The sequence below is a fragment of the Pseudomonas sp. 300 genome (assembly GCF_055803035.1).
The window spans coordinates 2,503,361-2,522,342 of the sequence record NZ_JAVLRV010000002.1; the positions used below are offsets into that span (position 1 = coordinate 2,503,361).

Consider the following 18,982-nt stretch of genomic DNA (forward strand, 5'->3'; position numbering starts at 1 on the left):
GTCGACACATATATTGACTTACACACCGCTATCGCTAGCAGGCTAGCTCCCACAGGGGGTTGTGTGCAGCCGGCAGCTAATTCATCTCGCCCTGAACCCGATCCCGGCCCGCCTGCTTCGCCGCATAGACCCCCGAGTCCGCCCGCAGCAACAGCGCATCCGCGCCCTCGTCGACCCGCCAACTGGCAATGCCGAAACTCGCGGTGACGATCCCGACGTCGTCGATCGGTGAACTGCGCAAGCCCTGCCACAGCTCCAGCGCCAGCACATAGGCCTGTTCGCCGTCGATGTCCGGGCAGAGCACCATGAACTCTTCACCGCCCAAGCGACAGAACACGTCGGTGCGGCGCAGGCGATGGCCGATGCGCTCGCACACCGCCTGCAACACCCGATCGCCAACGGCGTGGCCATGCTGGTCATTGATGCGTTTGAAATGATCGATGTCTAGCATGATCACCGACAACTCGCCGCCACCGCGCTCGACCCGGGCCATCTCGGTGGTCAGGCGCTCCTGGAAGTAGCGGCGGTTGTGGATTCCGGTCAGCGAATCGGTGATCGACAGCGCTCGCAGTTCTTCTTCGACGCGCTTGAGATCGGAGATATCCGAGATGTAGCCATGCCAGAGTACGCCGCCGCCAGGCTGCTCCTCCGGGGTTGCTTCGCCACGGACCCAGCGCAGCCCTCGCGTCGGCAGCTGCACGCGATACTCCTCGCGCCACGGGCTGAGCGTGTCCGCCGATGCCCGGATCGAGGCGCGGACCCTCGTGGTGTCCTGAGGGTGAATCCGGGTGAAAATCGCTTCGGCGTTGAGCAGCAAGACATCGGGTTCGAGTTCGTAGATCTCGCGGATGCCATCGCTGGCGTAGATCACACTGAAGCGCCCGTCGAACTCCATCTTGAACTGGTAAATCCCGCCGGGCACATGGGCGCTGAGTTTCTTCAAGAGCAAATCCCGTGCGGCGAGCGCCTCGTGCACGCGCTTGCGCTCGGTGACGTCGATGCAGATCGCCAAGTGCCCGACCCACAAACCTTGATCGTCGAGCACCGGGGTCGCCAGCATGTTCACCGTTAATTGGCTGCCGTCACCACGGATCAGTGTCCACTCCCGCGCCTCGTGACCGCCCTCCTCACCGCCCTCGACCAACATCGCCTGGCAGGTCGGAATCGGTTTGCCATAACGTGCACTCAACTCCGCCGAACGCGCGGCAAGTTCCCGGGGCAGGTGCAGGTTTTCCAGGGTCATGTGCCCGACCACTTCCACGCTTGAATAGCCGAGCATCTGCTCCGCCCCGGCGTTGAACGTGCTGATGACACCGCGCAGGTCTGTAGCGATGATTGCCACCTGAGTCGCGGCATTCAACACGCCACGCAACTGACCGTGGGTGCCACGCAGTTCCTGCTCACGGGCACGCAGTTCCTGAGTCCGCTGCTCGACCATTTTCAGCGCGCGTTGCCGCTGACTGACCAGTACATAAAGCAGCGAGCTGAGCAGCAGACTGAGCAAACCACCCAGTACCACCAGGCTGCCTACCGAGGAATGGTTGGCTTGCAGGAAGGCCTCGCTAGGCTGGATGTCGACCTGATAGCCATGGTCGGCCAGCCGCAGCAGCCGGGTCGCCGCCAACTCACTGGCGGCAGGACCGTTGGAGGATTCGTAAAGCACTTCGTGCTGGTCCTCGGTGGACAAGTCGAGGATACGCACCGACAGATAATCACGGCCCGCTTCCGGCAAGCCATCGGCCAGCAACTGACGCATGCTGATCACCGCCATCACATAACCGTAAGGTTTCGTGTCTGGATTGCCGCGTAGCATGACCGGCGCCACCAGCAGCACGCCCCGCGCATAGGCCGGCTCGATGCTAACCAGATGCATCGGCTGCGACACCGCCATCTGACCATGCTGGTCCGCCCTGTCCAGGGTGGCACGGCGCAGAGGCTGCGCCGCCAGGTCGTAACCCAGCGGTGAGCCGAGCTTGCTTTGGGTCTGGCTGTACAGCACCACAACATACTCATCGCGCTCCGCCGCCAATTGCAGCTGACCGTCGGCATTGAGCTCACGAATGCTGAAATCGGATAAACCCTCTTCACGCACCCGACGCTCAAACGCTGCCCGCTCGGCACGGCTGACCCGCAGAGCAAACGAATAGGCCTGAGTCCGGTGCAGCAAAGGTTGGGTGTAGCCGTCGAATTCCTCGCGGGCAACCGCATCGGAATTGGCAAAGAACCGGCGCAGCCCATCGAGGCGCTGCTCCTGATCTTCGAAACGTTCTTCGATACGGCTGTAACGTTCACTGGCCAGCAGTTGGAAACGTTGCCGCAATTGTTGGTGAAACAGATTCAGGGTCGACCAGGCGAGCAATCCGGTGAGAATCCCGCCGACGACCAATACCAGCAGCGCGACCAGCCAGGCCGAGACGTCTTCACTGATAAAACCCAGGATCTTTGGGCGCACGGCGTGCAACGACATAGAGGCAACTCAAAACGCCAGGTGCCGGAAAAGCCCATTGGCCATGCGTTGAGTTATAGCTATTAGCCATCAATTTGACCAGCACTGAAAGAAGCCAAGAGCCTTTAAAAATCAAGGCTCTGTGGATCCAATGCGAAAATCTGTCAACGCGCAGTGATTTTCCAGGCTCGGTGGATCTTGCCGTTGCGGGCGAAATCCGGATCGATGGTCTGGGTGGTGATCTCCTCGACCGCGTAACGCTCGGTGAGGTTTTCCTCGAGCGCGAACTTGCGGAAGTTGTTGGAGAAGTACAACACGCCACCCGGCGCCAGTCGCGCCATGGCCAGGTCGATCAGTTGCACCTGATCTCGCTGCACGTCAAAGATCCCTTCCATGCGCTTGGAGTTGGAGAAGGTCGGCGGGTCGATAAAGATCAGGTCGAACTCGTCACGGCAGGCATCCAGCCAGACCATCACGTCGCCCTGCTCCAGACGGTTCTTGTCGGAGAAACCGTTCAGCGACAGGTTGCGACGCGCCCAGTCGAGGTAGGTTTTCGACAGGTCGACGCTGGTGGTGCTGCGCGCGCCGCCCTTGGCTGCGTGAACACTGGCCGTCGCGGTGTAGCAATACAGGTTGAGGAAGCGCTTGCCGGCTGCCTCTTTCTGGATGCGCATGCGCATCGGCCGGTGGTCGAGGAACAGCCCGGTGTCGAGGTAGTCGGTGAGGTTCACCAACAGCTTCACGCCACCTTCGTTGACTTCGACGAACTTGCCTTGGGCCGCCTGACGTTCGTACTGCTTGGTACCGCTCTGACGCTCGCGACGCTTGACCACTACGCGGCTTTTGTCGATGTTCAATGCCTGTGGAATCGCCGCCAGCGCATCGAACATGCGCGCCGAGGCTTTTTCCGGGTCGATGGATTTCGGCGCGGCGTATTCCTGGACGTGGACCCAATCGTGATACAGGTCGATGGCCATCGAATATTCCGGCATGTCGGCATCGTAAATACGATAGCAATCGATGCCTTCACGCTTGACCCACTTGCCCAGTGCCTTGAGGTTTTTTTGCAGACGGTTGGCAAACATCTGCCCGCCTTCGCTCAAGCGCGGTTGCTCGATTACCGGAGCGGGTGCCGCAGCCGGTTTGATCGGGTTACCGTTTTTGTTGTACTGGCGTTCCTGCGGCTCGTTCGGCGCCTGATCGTATTCCGCCTGTTCGCGCTCGACCTGGCGCTGTTCCGGGGTGCGACGCTCGCCGGTGACGAACTGATCCGGCGTGACCTTGATCAGCAGCAGTTTGCACGGCAACGCGCCGTTCCAGAACGAATACTGTTTGTGGCTGCGGATGCCCATGCGCTTGCCCAGGTCCGGCGCGCCGGTGAACACCGCCGCTTCCCAGTTCAGGCAAGCCTGACGCAGACGTTCGCCGAGGTTCTGGTAGAGATAGAGCAGGCTCGCCTCGTCGCCCAGTCGCTCGCCGTACGGTGGGTTGCAGATCACCAGGCCTTTCTGGTTCTGGTCCGGGCGCGGTTCGAAGGTAGCGACTTCGCCCTGGTAGATCTTGATCCACTCGCTCAGGCCGGCACGCTCGACGTTGTTGCGGCCCGGTTGAATCAGGCGCGGGTCGGCTTCGTAACCACGAATCCACAGCGGTGGCTTGGCCAGACCGGCCGCAGCGCGTTCGGTGGCTTCTTCGTGCAGCTTTTTCCACAGTGCCGGTACGTGACCAAGCCACGCGGTGAAGCCCCACTGCTCGCGACGCAGGTTGGGCGCCATATCGGCGGCGATCATCGCAGCTTCGACGAGGAACGTACCGACACCGCACATCGGGTCAGCCAGTGCGCCGCCATCGGCCGCAATGCGCGGCCAGCCGGAACGGATCAGGATGGCCGCCGCGAGGTTTTCCTTCAGCGGTGCCGCGCCTTGCTGCAGGCGGTAGCCGCGCTGGTGCAGGCTGTGACCGGAGAGGTCGAGGGACAGAATGGCTTCGCCACGGTCCAGACGCAGGTGAATGCGCAGGTCCGGGTTGAGTTTGTCGATCGACGGACGGTCACCTTGCGGGGTGCGCAGTTTGTCGACGATGGCGTCTTTGACTTTCAGGGCGCCAAAGTGCGTGTTGTCGATGCCCGAGCCGTGACCGCTGAACTCGACGGCCAGGGTGCCGTCGTTGAGCATGTGGTCTTGCCACTCGATATCGAGTACGCCGTGATACAGGTCTTCGGCGTCCTTCATCGGGAAACGCTTGAGCACCAGCAAAACCCGGTTCGCCAGACGCGACCACAGGCACAAGCGATAAGCGGTTTCCATGGTCGCCATGCCGCGCACGGCAGAGGTGTGCTCACGCGCCTCTTCAAGGCCAAGCCCGACGGCTTCCTCGATGAGCAGGCCTTCGAGGCCTTTTGGGCAAGTGAGGAAGATTTCGAATTGATCGGACATTGGAATTTCAGAGCCTTTGGCTAAGTGAACCGACAACGCATTGCCGGCCCGGTTTTCAATCAGGCGCTTTTCTAAAAGAGCGCCCGCGTGGCACGAAGGTGTGCCGTCCCACCCGTGCTGCTCAGGTTAGAAGAGCTTAGATGCACGGGCAGATAAAAAAGTTGATGCAATAAAATGTCATAACTCGACCCTTCGTCGAATAATGCCCGGGACCAACGCGAGGCATTCTCACTAAAGGATTAACCCCATCATCCTGCGGGGGGCCGATCATACAGGGCTTTGGCCAATAAACACGGGACAAACATCGTGTTACTTATGGCCATACCATCTTTATCGTTACGTCCTTATGACAAAACGATCATTCCCTCGATGTGACGCATTGGTTAGAACTCAACACAGGTTGGCGCCACAACGGACGTCAACACCTTGGCTCGCCACGCCGGCAGCGAGCCCCCAACGGCAGACATTTCTGCCAGACCTCGATTGAGGTCAACGCGATACATACAGTCAACAAGTGAGGGCAACACCCTATGAGAAGACTTAAGCGTGATCCGTTGGAAAGAGCATTTTTGCGCGGATATCAATATGGCGTTGGTGGCAAATCCCGTGAGCTTTGCCCATTTACTCTACCGTCGGTACGCCAAGCCTGGATTAACGGCTGGCGAGAAGGACGCGGCGACAACTGGGACGGTATGACCGGCACTGCGGGAATCCACAGACTCAACGAACTTCACGCCGTCGGCTAACACAGGGCACACATCCGACACGACAACCTGATTACGTAACGACTTACCACGCACGCCCCATCCGGGCGGCGGGCTCCGGCCCAAGGGCTCCTTCGAGGAGCCCTTTTTTATGCCTGCCAAAAACGCGACTTTAAGCGGCAAACACTTCAATGTGGGAGCAAGCTCGCTCCCACAGGGGTTTAGCGCAGGGCAGCGATGGCGTCGACGGATTCGCGAATCAGCGCCGGGCCTTTGTAGATGAAACCGGAATAGAGCTGCACCAGGCTCGCCCCCGCAGCGATTTTCTCAGCCGCATGCTTGCCTTCGGTAATGCCCCCCACGGCGATGATCGGCAAGCGACCGCCCAACTCGGCCGCCAGCACCTTCACGGTGTGGGTGCTCTTGTCACGAACCGGTGCGCCGGACAGACCGCCCGCCTCGTCACCGTATTCCATGCCTTCAACGCCGACGCGGCTCAGGGTGGTGTTGGTGGCGATCACCGCGTCCATCCCGGTTTCGATCAGCGCTTGCGCGACTTGAGCGGTTTCTTCGTCGGTCATGTCCGGCGCGATCTTGATCGCCAGCGGAACATGTTTGCCATGTCGCAACGCCAGTTCGGCACGGCGAGTCGCCAGGTCGGCCAGCAATTGCTTGAGCGAGTCACCGAATTGCAGGCTGCGCAGGCCCGGAGTGTTCGGCGAGCTGACGTTGACCGTCACATAGCTGGCATGGGCGTAGACCTTGTCCAGGCAAATCAGGTAGTCGTCGACCGCGCGCTCGACCGGAGTATCGAAGTTCTTGCCGATGTTGATGCCCAGCACGCCCTTGTACTTGGCCGCCGCCACACGCGCCAGCAAGTGATCGACACCCAGGTTGTTGAAGCCCATGCGGTTGATGATCGCCTCGGCTTCCGGCAGACGGAAGATCCGTGGCTTCGGGTTGCCCGGCTGCGGACGCGGGGTGATGGTGCCGATTTCGACGAATCCAAAACCCAACTGGGCAAATCCGTCGATGGCCGCACCGTTCTTGTCCAGACCGGCCGCCAGACCCACCGGGTTCGGGAAGTCCAGGCCCATGACGCTCACCGGCATTTTTGCCGGAGCCTTGCACAGCAAGCCGTTGAGGCCCAAACGCCCGCCCGCGCCGATCAGGTCCAGGGACAGATCGTGGGAGGTTTCCGGGGAAAGTTTGAACAACAGCTGACGGGCCAGGGTGTACATGGGCGGTTTTGACTCGAATGGCGGCGAAATGAGGCGGCGATTATAGCCGGGCATCGGGGTCGCAAGCGAGGCGCGCGACAAAATCAGCGGGCGATGGCATATGCCTTGCACCAGCACAGGCATCAGCACTCATGCCAACGGCGGGATGAGTGGAAGGACAATGGCGTCGTCACCCGGCTTTGCTTGCGCGAGGGCCTGGGACGACGCTTTTTTTTGGAAGGTGTTTAGTCATGAATGAACCCACAGCGGGCCCACTGGCCTGGGTCAACGGCAGCGATGCCCCGGAAAAGACCGACATCAACCTGGGCTTCATGGCCCTGAGCGATTGCGCCTCGGTGGTGGTCGCCGCCACTCAGGGCTTCGCCCAGCCCTACGGCCTGACCTTGAACCTCAAGCGCCAGTCTTCCTGGGCCAACCTGCGGGACAAACTGGTCAGCGGTGAACTCGATGCCGCCCACAGCCTGTATGGTTTGATCTACGCCGTACATTTGGGCATCGGCGGCGTGGCGCCGACCGACATGGCAGTGCTCATGGGCCTGAACCAGAACGGTCAGAGCATCAACCTCTCCCACGGTTTGCAGGCGTTGGGCGTGACCGGTCCTGAAGCACTGGATCGCCACGTGCACCAAACTCGCCCAAAACTCACCTTCGCCCAGACATTTCCGACCGGTACCCACGCCATGTGGCTGTATTACTGGCTGGCGAGCCAAGGCATTCATCCGTTGCACGACGTCAACAGTGTGGTAGTGCCGCCACCGCAAATGGTCGCGCACCTGCAAGCCGGGCGGATCGACGGTTTCTGCGTCGGTGAACCCTGGTCCGCCAGCGCCGTGAAACACAATCTCGGCTTTACCATGGCAACGACCCAGACCATCTGGCCCGACCATCCGGAAAAAGTCCTCGGCTGCACCCGCACGTTCGTCGAGCAATACCCCAACACCGCCAGGGCGCTGGTGATGGCCATTCTGGAGGCCAGCCGTTTCATCGAAGAAAGCACCGAGAATCGCCGCAGTACCGCCCAGTTGCTGAGCGCCCCGCAATACCTGGACGCGCCACTCGACTGCATCGAACCGCGACTGCTCGGCGACTACGCCGACGGCCTCGGCAACCGCTGGCAGGACCCGCACGCGTTGCGCTTCCATGGCGCTGGCGAGGTCAACCGGCCTTACCTGTCCGATGGCATGTGGTTCATGACCCAGTTCCGCCGCTGGGGATTGCTGCGCGACGACCCGGACTACCTCGCGGTGGCCCGTCAGGTTCAGCAACTAGACTTGTATCGAGAGGCCGCCAGCGCGGTGGATGTCGCCTCTTCGGGCCAGGATATGCGCAGCAGCCAGTTGATCGACGGCAAAATCTGGGACGGCTCGGACCCGGCCGGATATGCCCGCAGTTTCAAACTGCACGCCATGAGCGACAGCTCGTCCCGATTCGCCAGCCGCTGACAGGAGACTGCGAACATGTTGCGTATCCTGCTGATCAACGACACCGCGAAGAAAGTCGGCCGCTTGAAAGCCGCACTGACCGAAGCCGGATTCGAGGTCATCGACGAATCCGGCCTGACCATCGACCTGCCCGCACGCGTCGAAACGGTGCGTCCGGACGTGATTCTGATCGATACCGAGTCACCGAGCCGCGATGTGATGGAGCAAGTGGTGTTGGTGAGTCGAGACCAGCCACGTCCGATTGTGATGTTTACCGACGAACATGACCCCGACGTGATGCGCCAGGCGATCAAGTCCGGGGTCAGCGCCTACATCGTCGAAGGCATCCACGCACAACGCTTGCAGCCGATTCTCGATGTGGCCATGGCACGCTTCGAAAGCGACCAGGCCCTGCGCGCGCAACTGCATGCCCGCGATCAGCAACTGGCCGAGCGCAAGCGCATCGAGCTGGCCAAGGGGCTGCTGATGAAGATGAAGGACTGCAATGAAGAAGAGGCCTACACGCTGATGCGGCGCCAGGCCATGAGCCGGCAGCAGAAGCTGATTCAGGTGGCGGAGCAGATCATTGCGATGAGTGAGTTGCTCGGCTGAGTATTGCAGCGTCTATCAGGGCCTCATCGCGGGCAAGCCCGCTCCCACATGTTTTGTGAACACCACCAATCCTGTGGGAGCGGGCTTGCCCGCGATTGGCAGCGACTCGGTCTAGAATTGTTGGCACAAATCTCGCTACGTAATCCACACAGGTAACCAACGGCGGTTGCCCCACCTACGACAAAGACGTCGCTCACCTCATTTGCCCATGGCGAATCGGGTGGCGGCGTTTTTTTGTTTTGGCCCCACAGAACGGGGCTGGTGGTGCGGCCGTTGCGGCGCCCCACCTGCAAGCTCATGACTCCTTCTCGAGACGACTCACAGCTGAGGTGCGCGATGAATTCAAGCTTCTGGAAATCCGGCCATACCCCGACCCTGTTCGCGGCCTTCCTCTACTTCGACCTGAGTTTCATGGTCTGGTACCTACTCGGCCCACTGGCGGTGCAAATCGCCGCCGACCTGCACCTGACCACCCAACAACGCGGGCTGGTGGTGGCCACGCCGATTCTGGCCGGGGCCGTACTGCGCTTTATCATGGGCATGCTGGCGGATCGTCTGTCGCCTAAAACCGCCGGCATCATCGGCCAGGTGATCGTCATCTGCGCGCTGTTCATCGCCTGGAAACACGGCATCCAGAGTTACGAACAAGCGCTGCTGCTGGGCCTGTTCCTCGGCATGGCGGGCGCGTCGTTCGCCGTGGCCCTGCCGCTGGCGTCGCAGTGGTATCCGCCACAACATCAGGGCAAGGCCATGGGTATCGCCGGGGCCGGTAACTCGGGCACCGTGCTCGCCGCGCTGATTGCTCCGGTACTGGCCGCCGCGTTCGGCTGGAGCAACGTGTTCGGCTTCGCCCTGATCCCGCTGATCCTGACCATCATCGTCTTCGCCTGGCTGGCCAAAAACGCACCTGAGCGGCCGAAAGCCAAGTCGGTGTCCGACTACTTCAAGGCCCTGGGCGACCGCGACAGCTGGTGGTTCATGTTTTTCTACAGCGTGACCTTCGGCGGCTTCATCGGCCTGGCCAGCGCCCTGCCCGGCTACTTCAACGACCAATACGGCCTGAGCCCGGTGACCGCCGGTTACTACACCGCAGCCTGTGTGTTTGGCGGCAGTTTGATGCGTCCTTTGGGCGGCGCACTGGCGGACCGTTTCGGCGGCATTCGCACACTGCTGGCGATGTACACGGTGGCGGCGATCTGCATTGCAGCAGTGGGTTTCAACCTGCCAAGTTCCTACGCGGCGCTGGCACTTTTCGTCTGCACCATGCTCGGTCTGGGTGCGGGTAACGGCGCGGTTTTCCAATTGGTCCCGCAACGTTTTCGGCGTGAGATCGGTGTGATGACCGGTTTGATCGGCATGGCCGGCGGCATCGGCGGCTTCGCCCTCGCGGCGGGTATGGGGGCGATCAAGCAAAGCACCGGCAGTTATCAACTGGCCTTGTGGTTGTTCGCCAGCCTCGGCGTCCTCGCCTGGTTCGGTCTGCACGGCGTGAAGCGTCGCTGGAGAACCACTTGGGGTTCGGCTGCCGTCACCGCTGCGCGGGTGTGAGGGCTGAATGAGCCTGCAACTGAGTTTTGCCGAAGCCAGTGCCGTCGGTCCGCGCGAGGAGAATCAGGACGCCTTGCGCCTGGTGACGCCGGCCCCGGCGCTGGCGGCGAGCAAGGGTTACCTGTTCGCCATCGCCGACGGCGTCAGCCAGTGCGCCGATGGCGGCCTCGCGGCGCGTTCAACCTTGCAGGCGCTGGCGCTGGACTACTACGCCACCCCGGAAACCTGGGGTGTCGCCCAGGCGCTTGATCGCTTGCTGCTGGCACAAAATCGCTGGTTGCAGGCCAATGGCGGCGGGCAACCGCTGCTGACCACTGTCAGTGCCCTGGTCATGCGCGGCAGGCGTTTTACCCTGGCGCATGTCGGTGACTGCAGGGTTTATCGCTGGCACGCCGATCAACTGCAGCGAGTCACTGAGGATCACGTATGGGATCAGCCGGGCATGCAGCATGTGCTCAAACGGGCGCTCGGCCTCGATCAGCATCTGGTGCTGGATTTTCTCGATGGCGAACTGCGGCTGAATGAGCATTTCGTCCTGCTCAGCGATGGTATCTGGGCCGTGCTGGGCGACACCGCCATTGCGGCAATTCTGCGCGATCAACCGGATCTGCACAGCGCCGCGCACACCCTGGTGAATGCGGCGCATCTGGCGGGCAGTCAGGACAATGCCAGCGCGCTGCTGGTGCGGGTCGACGCCCTCGGTGAAACGAGCATCGGTGATGCGCTGATTCATGTGCAGCAATGGCCACTGCCGCCAGCGCTGAAACCGGGCCAGACGTTCGAGGGCTGGCACGTCGAAGGGATACTCGGGCAAAGTCAGCAGTCGTTGCTCTATCGGGTGCGCGACGCTCAGCAACAACCCTGGCTGTTGAAAACCCTGCCTGGTGCGTTGCGCGACGATCATCTGGCCGGACAAGCATTGCTGTCGGAGGAATGGTTTCTCAAGCGTGTGGCCGGACGGCATTTTCCTGAAGTCCATGCCGCCAGTCAGCGTCAGCATTTGTACTACGTGATGCGTGAATATTCCGGTTCGACCCTGGCGCAACTGGCTGAACGAAGCGCCACCCTGGCGCTGGCCCAATGGCAGGATCTGGCTGAACGCCTGCTGCGGGCGGTCGGCATGCTGCATCGACGGCAGATTTTCCATCGCGACATCAAACCGGAGAATCTGCTGCTGGGAGACGATGGCGAACTTCGGCTGCTGGATTTCGGCCTCGCCTACTGCCCAGGCCTGTCTGAAGATCAGGCATCGACCCTGCCCGGAACCCCCAGTTACATTGCACCGGAAGCCTTTCGTGGTGATAAACCCAGCCCGCAACAGGATCTGTATGCGGCCGGCGTGACCTTGTATTTCCTGCTGACCGGGCACTATCCCTACGGCGAAATCGAAGCGTTCCAGCGTCCAAGGTTTGGCTTGCCGGTCAGTGCCAGTCGCTACCGCCCGGACCTGCCCGAGTGGATCGCACAAAGCCTGGCGCGCGCGGTGGCGGCAGATCCGGCTGAGCGATTTGAAACCGCGGAAGAATGGTTACTGGTGCTGGAACAGGGTGAACGGCGCAGTTTGAGCGTGCGCCCCAGACCCTTGCTTGAGCGCGAGCCATTGAAAGTCTGGCGGACGTTGGCGTTGGTGTCGCTGCTGGTGAATCTGGTGTTGCTGTTTCTGGCGCTCCATTAGTGGGCAAGGCGCTTTGATTCGGTGCAATAGCCACGCTTGGTCACTCAACCAACGCCAGTAAAACCGGGCATTAGCTAACTTGGCACAACCACTGCATTACCTCTCTCAACAGACATAAAGCCCAGCCTTCAACGACGAAGGATGCGCTTCCCGAGAGAACGGGACCAGGACAAAGGCGTCCTCGCTAGGCAACTAGCGGGACGCCTTTTTTTGTTTGCGCAAAATTTGTCGAGCACGACCTGAACGCCCTGACGAGGCGGGCCCGAACTCCCCGGAGAACCTGATGAAAAAACTAAAACTGGTGATGATCGGCAACGGCATGGCCGGGGTTCGCACCCTGGAAGAGCTGCTCAAGCTGAGCAACGAGCTGTACGACATCACGGTCTTCGGTGCCGAACCCCATACCAACTACAACCGCATCCTGCTGTCGCCCGTATTGGCCGGCGAGCAAACCTTCGAAGATATCGCGCTCAACGACCTGGACTGGTACCTGGACAACAACATCAAGTTGCTGCTCAACCGCCGAGTCGTAGAGATCGACCGAGTCAAACGTCGAGTGATCGCCGACGACGGCACCGAGGCCGAGTATGACCGCCTGCTGATTGCCACCGGCTCGACCCCGTTCATCCTGCCGATCCCGGGCAACACACTGCACGGCGTGATCGGCTACCGCGACATCGCCGACACCCAAGCCATGATCAGCACCGCCAAGACCCACAAGCACGCGGTGGTCATCGGCGGCGGCCTGCTCGGCCTGGAAGCGGCCAACGGCCTGATGCTGCGCGGCATGCACGTCACCGTGGTGCACAACGGTGAATGGTTGCTGGAACGGCAACTGGACAACATCAGCGGCCGGTTGCTGCAAACCGCGCTTGAGGACCGTGGCCTGCACTTTCGTCTGCGTGAGCAAACCCAGGCCCTGCACGATGCCGGCAATGGCCGGGTCGGCTCGGTCGAATTCAAGAACGGCGACCTCATCCCCGCCGACCTGGTGGTCATGGCCGCCGGCATCCGCCCCGCGACCGAACTCGCGGAACGCTCGGGACTCCCGTGCAACCGAGGAATTCTGGTCAACGACACCCTGCAAACCTACGACCCGCGGGTATACGCCATCGGCGAATGCGCCAGCCATCGCGGCATTGCCTATGGCCTGGTGGCGCCGCTGTTCGAACAGGCCAAGGTCTGCGCCAACCATCTCGCCCAGCTTGGCTTCGCCAGCTACAAAGGCTCGGTGACCTCGACCAAATTGAAAGTCACCGGCATCGACCTGTTCTCCGCCGGCGACTTCATGGGCGGCGAAGGCACTGAAACCATCACCCTCCGCGACCCGATCGGGGGTATCTACAAAAAACTGGTGATCAAGGACGACGTACTGGTCGGGGCCTGCCTGTACGGTGACACGGCGGATGGCGGCTGGTATTTCCGGCAGATTCGTGAGAGCCAGAATATTGATGAAATCCGCGATCACCTGATGTTCGGTGAAGCCCTGCGGGAAGCCAGCTGATGAACCGCCAGATCACCGCCTCCACCTGTTGCTACTGCGGGGTCGGCTGCGGCGTGCTGATCGAGCATGACGGCGAGCGCATCCTCGGCGTCAGCGGCGATCCGGCCCACCCGGCCAACTTCGGCAAGCTGTGTAGCAAGGGTTCAACCCTGCACCTGACCGGCGACCTCGCGGCCCGAGCGCTGTATCCCGAACTGCGCCTGGGCAAAGGGCTGGCCCGCAGCCGCACCGACTGGGACACCGCCCTCGATCACGCCGCCAGCGTGTTCGCCGACACCATCGCCGAACATGGCCCGGACAGCGTGGCGTTTTACATTTCCGGGCAGTTGCTGACCGAGGACTACTACAGTTTCAACAAACTGGCGCGAGCGTTGGTGGGCACCAACAACATCGACAGCAATTCGCGCCTGTGCATGTCATCGGCAGTGGTCGGCTACAAGCGCAGCCTCGGCGCCGATGCGCCGCCCTGCAGTTACGAAGACCTTGAGTCGAGCGACTGCGTGATGATCGTCGGCAGCAACATGGCCTACGCCCACCCGGTCCTGTTTCGTCGCCTGGAAGAGGCCAAATCCCGCCGACCACAGATGAAAGTCATCGTCATCGACCCACGTCGTACGGATACCTGCGACTTGGCTGACCTGCATCTGGCGATTCTTCCGGGCTCCGATGTCGCCTTGTTTCATGGGATTTTGTACCTGTTGCTGTGGGAAGACTGGATCGACCGCGACTTCATCAAGGCCCACACCGAAGGCCTCGCCGAATTGAAAAACCTGGTGCGCGATTACACGCCACCCATGGTTGCGCAGCTGTGCGGGATCAGCGTTGAGCAACTGCAACAATGCGCCGAATGGGTGGGCACCTCGCCGAGCTTTCTGTCGCTGTGGTGCATGGGACTGAACCAGTCCACTGCCGGCAGTGCGAAAAACAGTGCACTGATCAATCTGCACCTGGCCACCGGGCAAATCGGCCGTCCCGGTGCAGGACCTTTTTCCCTGACCGGTCAGCCGAATGCCATGGGTGGTCGCGAAACCGGCAGCCTGTCGAACCTGCTGCCGGGCCATCGCGAAGCGGCCAATGCCGAGCATCGTGCAGAAGTCGCCGCCTACTGGGGCGTTGACCAGTTGCCTGAAAGTACCGGGCTCACCGCTATCGAGCTGTTTGAGCAGGTTCGCAGCGGAACCATCAAAGCCCTGTGGATTGCCTGCACCAACCCCGCGCAATCGATGCCGGACCAGAGCGCCGTGCGCGCGGCGCTGCAAGCCTGCCCGTTCGTGGTCTTGCAGGAAGCCTTTCGCACCACCGAAACCGCCGCGTTCGCCGACCTGCTGTTGCCCGCCGCCAGTTGGGGTGAGAAAGACGGCACGGTGACCAACTCCGAACGGCGGATTTCCCACGTCCGCCAGGCGATTGTCGCCCCCGGCGAAACGCGATCCGACTGGGCAATTACGGTGGATTTCGCACAGCGCCTGGAAAAATATCTGCGTCCGGGGCAGCCCAGTCTATTTGCGTTCGACACCCCGGCGCAGGTCTTCGATGAGTACAAACTACTGACACGCGACCGAGATCTGGACCTGTCCGGCATCAGCCATGAGCTGATTGATCGTCTCGGTCCACAGCAATGGCCGTTTCCTGCAGGCGCCCGTGAAGGTACGGCCCGACTGTATCGGGACGGGATTTTCCCGACCGCCAGCGGACGTGCCCGGTTTGTGGCCGATCCATACCTTGCCGCCAAGGAACAACGCGACGAGCAATTCCCGCTGACGCTGATCACTGGCCGCCTGCGCGATCAGTGGCACGGCATGAGCCGCACCGGCACTGCCGCGCAGTTGTTCGGTCATGTCAGCGAAGCCGTGCTGAGCCTGCACCCGGATGAACTGCATCGCCATGGACTGCAAGCAGGTGAGCTGGTCAGTTTGAAAAGCCGTCGCGGCGCGGTGATTGTCGCCGTCGGCAGCGACGACAGCGTGCGCCCGGGCCAGGCTTTTCTGCCCATGCACTGGGGCGACCGGTTCCTGAAGGGCGGGGTCAATGCGCTCACCCAACCGGCGTTCGATCCGTTATCGAAACAACCGGAACTCAAACACAGCGGTGTACGAATCGACCCCGTGCATTTGCCCTGGAACCTTTTCGTCCTGATTGAGGGCGATGTTCAACAGCATTTTGAGACGCTACGACCGCTCTGTGAGGAGTTTTCCTACGTAAGCCTCAGCCTGACTGGCCGTGAACGCCCAGCGCTGCTTATACGCGCGGCCAGCGCCACGGCGCCAGATCCGCAACTGTTGTGCGATATCGACCGTTGCCTGGGGCTCAATGAAGGTCCGGTCCTGGCTTACGACGACCCACGGCGCTCCATTGGCAAACGGGTACGCATCGAGCATGGCCGGATTACCGCGATTCGCCTGGCGGGTGAAACGCTCGCGCAGCACTGGCTGCAGGACCTTTGGCTGCAAGGTCGTGCAGACGAACAACTGCGGCGGTGGATGCTTGCACCGCTGAGCGCGCCACCGGGCAATGCCATCACGCCGGTTGCCGGCACTAAAACCCTGTGCAACTGCAAAAACGTCAGCCAAGGCGCGGTCTGTGCCGGGATCCGTCGAGGCCTGGACTTGCAGGGGTTGAAACAGGAATTGGGCTGCGGCACGCAATGCGGTTCGTGCGTCCCGGAAATCAAGCGTTTGCTCGCCGCCACGGCGCAGCCGATCGCCGTCATCTCGTGAGGAAAACACTATGAACGCAAAAGTCTGGCTGGTGGGTGCGGGTCCTGGTGACCCGGAATTGCTGACCCTCAAAGCCGTCAGGGCGCTGAGCGAAGCGGATGTGGTGCTGATCGACGATCTGGTGAACGGCGCAGTGCTGGAGCATTGCCCCCAGGCCCGGATCATTCCGGTGGGCAAGCGCGGCGGCTGTCGCTCGACGCCGCAGGCCTTCATTCATCGATTGATGTTGCGTTATGCCCGCCACGGTAAATGCGTGGTGCGGCTCAAGGGTGGCGATCCGTGCATCTTTGGGCGCGGCGGTGAAGAGGCACAGTGGCTGCGCGACCGTGGGGTCGACGTGGAGCTGGTCAATGGCATCACCGCCGGGCTGGCCGGTGCAACACAATGCGATATTCCCTTGACCCTGAGGGGCGTTGCACGCGGCGTGACGCTGGTCACCGCCCACACTCAGGATGGCAGCAGCCTGAATTGGCGAGCCCTGGCGCAAAGTGGCACGACGCTGGTGGTGTACATGGGCGTGGCGAAGCTCAGTGAAATTCGCGAGCAACTGCTGGCCGGGGGGATGGCAGCGCAAACACCGGTGGCGATGATTGAAAACGCTTCTCTGCCGCACCAACGGGAATGTCGGAGCGATCTGACGGCGATGGAGGAAGATGCCCGAAGCTTCGAGCTCAAGAGCCCGGCCATTTTGGTCATCGGTGCAGTTGCGGCCGGTGATGCGACGAATTATGGGAGCGAGCTTGCTCTTGATGAGCCTGAGAGCGCCACGGCGTGTCAGGCATGACGCGTTTCCGTTGACGACCATCGCCGGCAAGCCGGCTCCTGCAGGTCCGGTGATCTGAAAACCCAAATCGCAGACAAAGAAAAGCCCGGCCTAAGCCGGGCTTTTCTCAGAGCTGCGGGCTAATTACTTAGCTTGAGCTTCAACCTGCGCTTCTACGCGACGGTTTACAGCGCGACCAGCTTCAGTTTTGTTGTCAGCAACTGGGCGGGATTCGCCGTAGCCAACAGACTGAACGCGAGTCGATTCAACACCGTACTGGTTGGTCAGAACTTGCTTAACGGCGTTTGCACGACGCTCGGACAGTTTCTGGTTGTAAGCGTCAGGACCGACGGAGTCAGTGTGACCTTCAACAGTAGTGGTGGTGGATGGGTACTGCTTCATGAAGTCAGCCAGGTTCTTGATGTCGCCGTAGCTGTTGGTTTTAACAACAGATTTGTCGAAATCGAACTTAACGTCCAGCTCTACACGAACAACTTCAGCAACTGCTGGGCAGCCATCAGCGTCAACAGTTACGTTGGCTGGGGTGTCCGGGCACTTGTCAACGTTGTCGCAAACGCCATCGTTGTCGCTGTCGGAGCAGACTTCAGCCGGTGCTGGAACTGGAGCGGCTGCAGGCTTGGAGCCGCCACCGAAGTTCACACCGATACCGACGCTTGGAGCCCACTCGGTGTCACCTTGGTCGATGTTGTACTGAGCTTCAACGCCGGCACGGGCGTAGAAGTTGTCAGTGAAGTACAGCTTGGCACCGCCGCCAACGTTGGCGAAGGTGGAGCCGTTACGACCACCGCGATCGTTCTGGCCGATGCTCTGATCGGAGAAACCAGCAGATACGTACGGACGCAGCATGTCGCCTGGGTTGTTGAAGTGGTACAGAGCGTCCAGGGCGGTGTTGGAGCCCTTGATGTTCTTGCCCGACTCGCTACGAACGTTGTGCACTTCGTCGTAGCCCAGACGCAGTTCAACGTCGTCGGTCAGGAAGTAACCAACCGAGCCACCGAACAGGTTGCCGTCGTTTTTGAAATCGCGCTGGCTGTCGTAGTACTCTTTCTTTGCGAAGCCTTCGATTTCAACTGCGCCTTGGCCTTGTGCCAGTGCGCCGAACGAAGTGGCCGCAATAAGAGAACCAATGGCCAAGCCCAAGGTGTTTTTCAGTTTCATCCGTTAAATCCCCATCTGGTGATTGTGAAGCAGTCCCGCAAACCGGGGGACAACTCGGCGGCAAGTCTATCAGAACTTGCCTACACGTAAGAGATATTTGCGCCGAACTAAGTTTCAGCAATGCCTGCAAATTTCTCACGCAATTTGTCTAGAGCGCGTTTGTAACGCATTTTTGTTGCACTCAAACCCATGTGCATGATGTCTGCGATCTCCTGAAACTCCAGCTCTGCGACAAATCGTAGCACCAGAATTTCACGGTCAATCGGGTTCACATACACCAGCCAGCGATCAAGCCCGCCCTTCTCCTCGGGTTTCGGCGCCTTTTCTTCAGACGCTTCCTCGAGGGGGTCCAGACTCAAAGCGTCCATCAAGCGACGCTTTCGCCGTTCTTTCCGATACTGCGTGATGCATTCGTTGTACGTGATGCTGTATAGCCATGTCTTGAACTTCGATTTACCTTCGAAGTTCTTCAGTCCATACAGCACCTTCAACATCACTTCCTGACAGACATCGTCTGCATCGCGATCGTTCCCAAGATATCGTGCACAGACGTTAAATAATGTTCGTTGGTAACGCCGCATCAATTCTTCATAGGCGCGCGTTACGTGAAACAGCTCGGTATGCGAGCGCGCGACCAACTCCTCATCAGAGAGCTCGCGGGGGTCGTAGCGCGTGGAGAGCGATTGAGCTTTATTCAAAACAAGTCGGGCCGACAGTCAGGTCAATGTCCGCCGCAG

12 protein-coding genes and 1 pseudogene are annotated in these 18,982 nt (G+C 60.8%); 8 read left to right on the plus strand and 5 right to left on the minus strand.

What is annotated here, in order from left to right; translation table 11 throughout:
• Positions 1-76 precede the first annotated feature (76 nt).
• Together Q7W83_RS17795 and rlmKL are read right to left on the minus strand one after the other, a co-directional pair.
• Positions 77-2,467 (minus strand): sensor domain-containing diguanylate cyclase, encoded by a 2,391-nt coding sequence (locus Q7W83_RS17795; RefSeq protein ID WP_473656416.1) that lies wholly within the window; start codon positions 2,465-2,467, stop codon positions 77-79.
• Positions 2,468-2,610: 143 nt separating this feature from the next.
• Complete coding sequence (gene rlmKL / locus Q7W83_RS17800; protein ID WP_150637877.1) at positions 2,611-4,881, minus strand: bifunctional 23S rRNA (guanine(2069)-N(7))-methyltransferase RlmK/23S rRNA (guanine(2445)-N(2))-methyltransferase RlmL; 2,271 nt, start codon at positions 4,879-4,881, stop codon at positions 2,611-2,613.
• Positions 4,882-5,411: 530 nt separating this feature from the next.
• Between rlmKL and rmf the strand changes: the two genes are divergently transcribed.
• On the plus strand, positions 5,412-5,627 hold the full coding sequence (gene rmf / locus Q7W83_RS17805; protein ID WP_003223300.1) for a ribosome modulation factor: 216 nt from the start codon (positions 5,412-5,414) through the stop codon (positions 5,625-5,627).
• A 179-nt stretch (positions 5,628-5,806) separates the two neighbouring features.
• Here the strand turns inward: rmf and Q7W83_RS17810 are convergent, their stop codons facing one another.
• Positions 5,807-6,826: a quinone-dependent dihydroorotate dehydrogenase gene (locus Q7W83_RS17810; protein WP_150634694.1), complete on the minus strand. Its 1,020-nt coding sequence runs from the start codon at positions 6,824-6,826 to the stop codon at positions 5,807-5,809.
• 230 nt (positions 6,827-7,056) lie between these two features.
• On the opposite strand from Q7W83_RS17810, the gene Q7W83_RS17815 reads away from it, so the two are divergent.
• The 7 genes and pseudogenes from Q7W83_RS17815 (at position 7,057) to cobA (ending at position 17,087) form a co-directional block, all read left to right on the plus strand.
• A complete protein-coding gene (locus Q7W83_RS17815; RefSeq protein ID WP_150653040.1) occupies positions 7,057-8,268 on the plus strand; it encodes a CmpA/NrtA family ABC transporter substrate-binding protein in 1,212 nt (403 codons plus the stop codon).
• Positions 8,269-8,283: 15 nt separating this feature from the next.
• The gene (locus Q7W83_RS17820; RefSeq protein ID WP_008027390.1) at positions 8,284-8,859 is read left to right on the plus strand and encodes an ANTAR domain-containing response regulator; all 576 of its coding nucleotides are present in this window, start codon (positions 8,284-8,286) and stop codon (positions 8,857-8,859) included.
• A 336-nt stretch (positions 8,860-9,195) separates the two neighbouring features.
• Positions 9,196-10,407 carry a nitrate/nitrite transporter gene (locus Q7W83_RS17825; RefSeq protein WP_150633998.1) on the plus strand — a complete coding sequence of 404 codons (1,212 nt, stop codon included), beginning with the start codon at positions 9,196-9,198 and terminating at the stop codon, positions 10,405-10,407.
• 7 nt (positions 10,408-10,414) lie between these two features.
• Complete coding sequence (locus Q7W83_RS17830) at positions 10,415-12,082, plus strand: bifunctional protein-serine/threonine kinase/phosphatase (protein WP_150633997.1); 1,668 nt, start codon at positions 10,415-10,417, stop codon at positions 12,080-12,082.
• A 283-nt stretch (positions 12,083-12,365) separates the two neighbouring features.
• A pseudogene (locus Q7W83_RS17835) lies at positions 12,366-13,565 on the plus strand (NAD(P)/FAD-dependent oxidoreductase); the annotation flags it as partial.
• Positions 13,566-13,585: 20 nt separating this feature from the next.
• Entirely contained in the window at positions 13,586-16,303 is a 2,718-nt protein-coding gene (locus tag Q7W83_RS17840) for a nitrate reductase (protein ID WP_473656417.1), read from the plus strand.
• Between the two features lie 10 nt (positions 16,304-16,313).
• Complete coding sequence (gene cobA / locus Q7W83_RS17845; protein ID WP_150633994.1) at positions 16,314-17,087, plus strand: uroporphyrinogen-III C-methyltransferase; 774 nt, start codon at positions 16,314-16,316, stop codon at positions 17,085-17,087.
• 123 nt (positions 17,088-17,210) lie between these two features.
• Here cobA and Q7W83_RS17850 read toward each other — a convergent pair whose 3' ends face one another.
• On the minus strand, positions 17,211-18,245 hold the full coding sequence (locus Q7W83_RS17850; protein ID WP_150633993.1) for an OmpA family protein: 1,035 nt from the start codon (positions 18,243-18,245) through the stop codon (positions 17,211-17,213).
• A 107-nt stretch (positions 18,246-18,352) separates the two neighbouring features.
• Positions 18,353-18,943, minus strand: a complete 591-nt coding sequence (gene sigX, locus Q7W83_RS17855) for an RNA polymerase sigma factor SigX (RefSeq protein WP_017337463.1) — start codon at positions 18,941-18,943, stop codon at positions 18,353-18,355.
• Between the last annotated feature and the right edge of the window lie 39 nt (positions 18,944-18,982).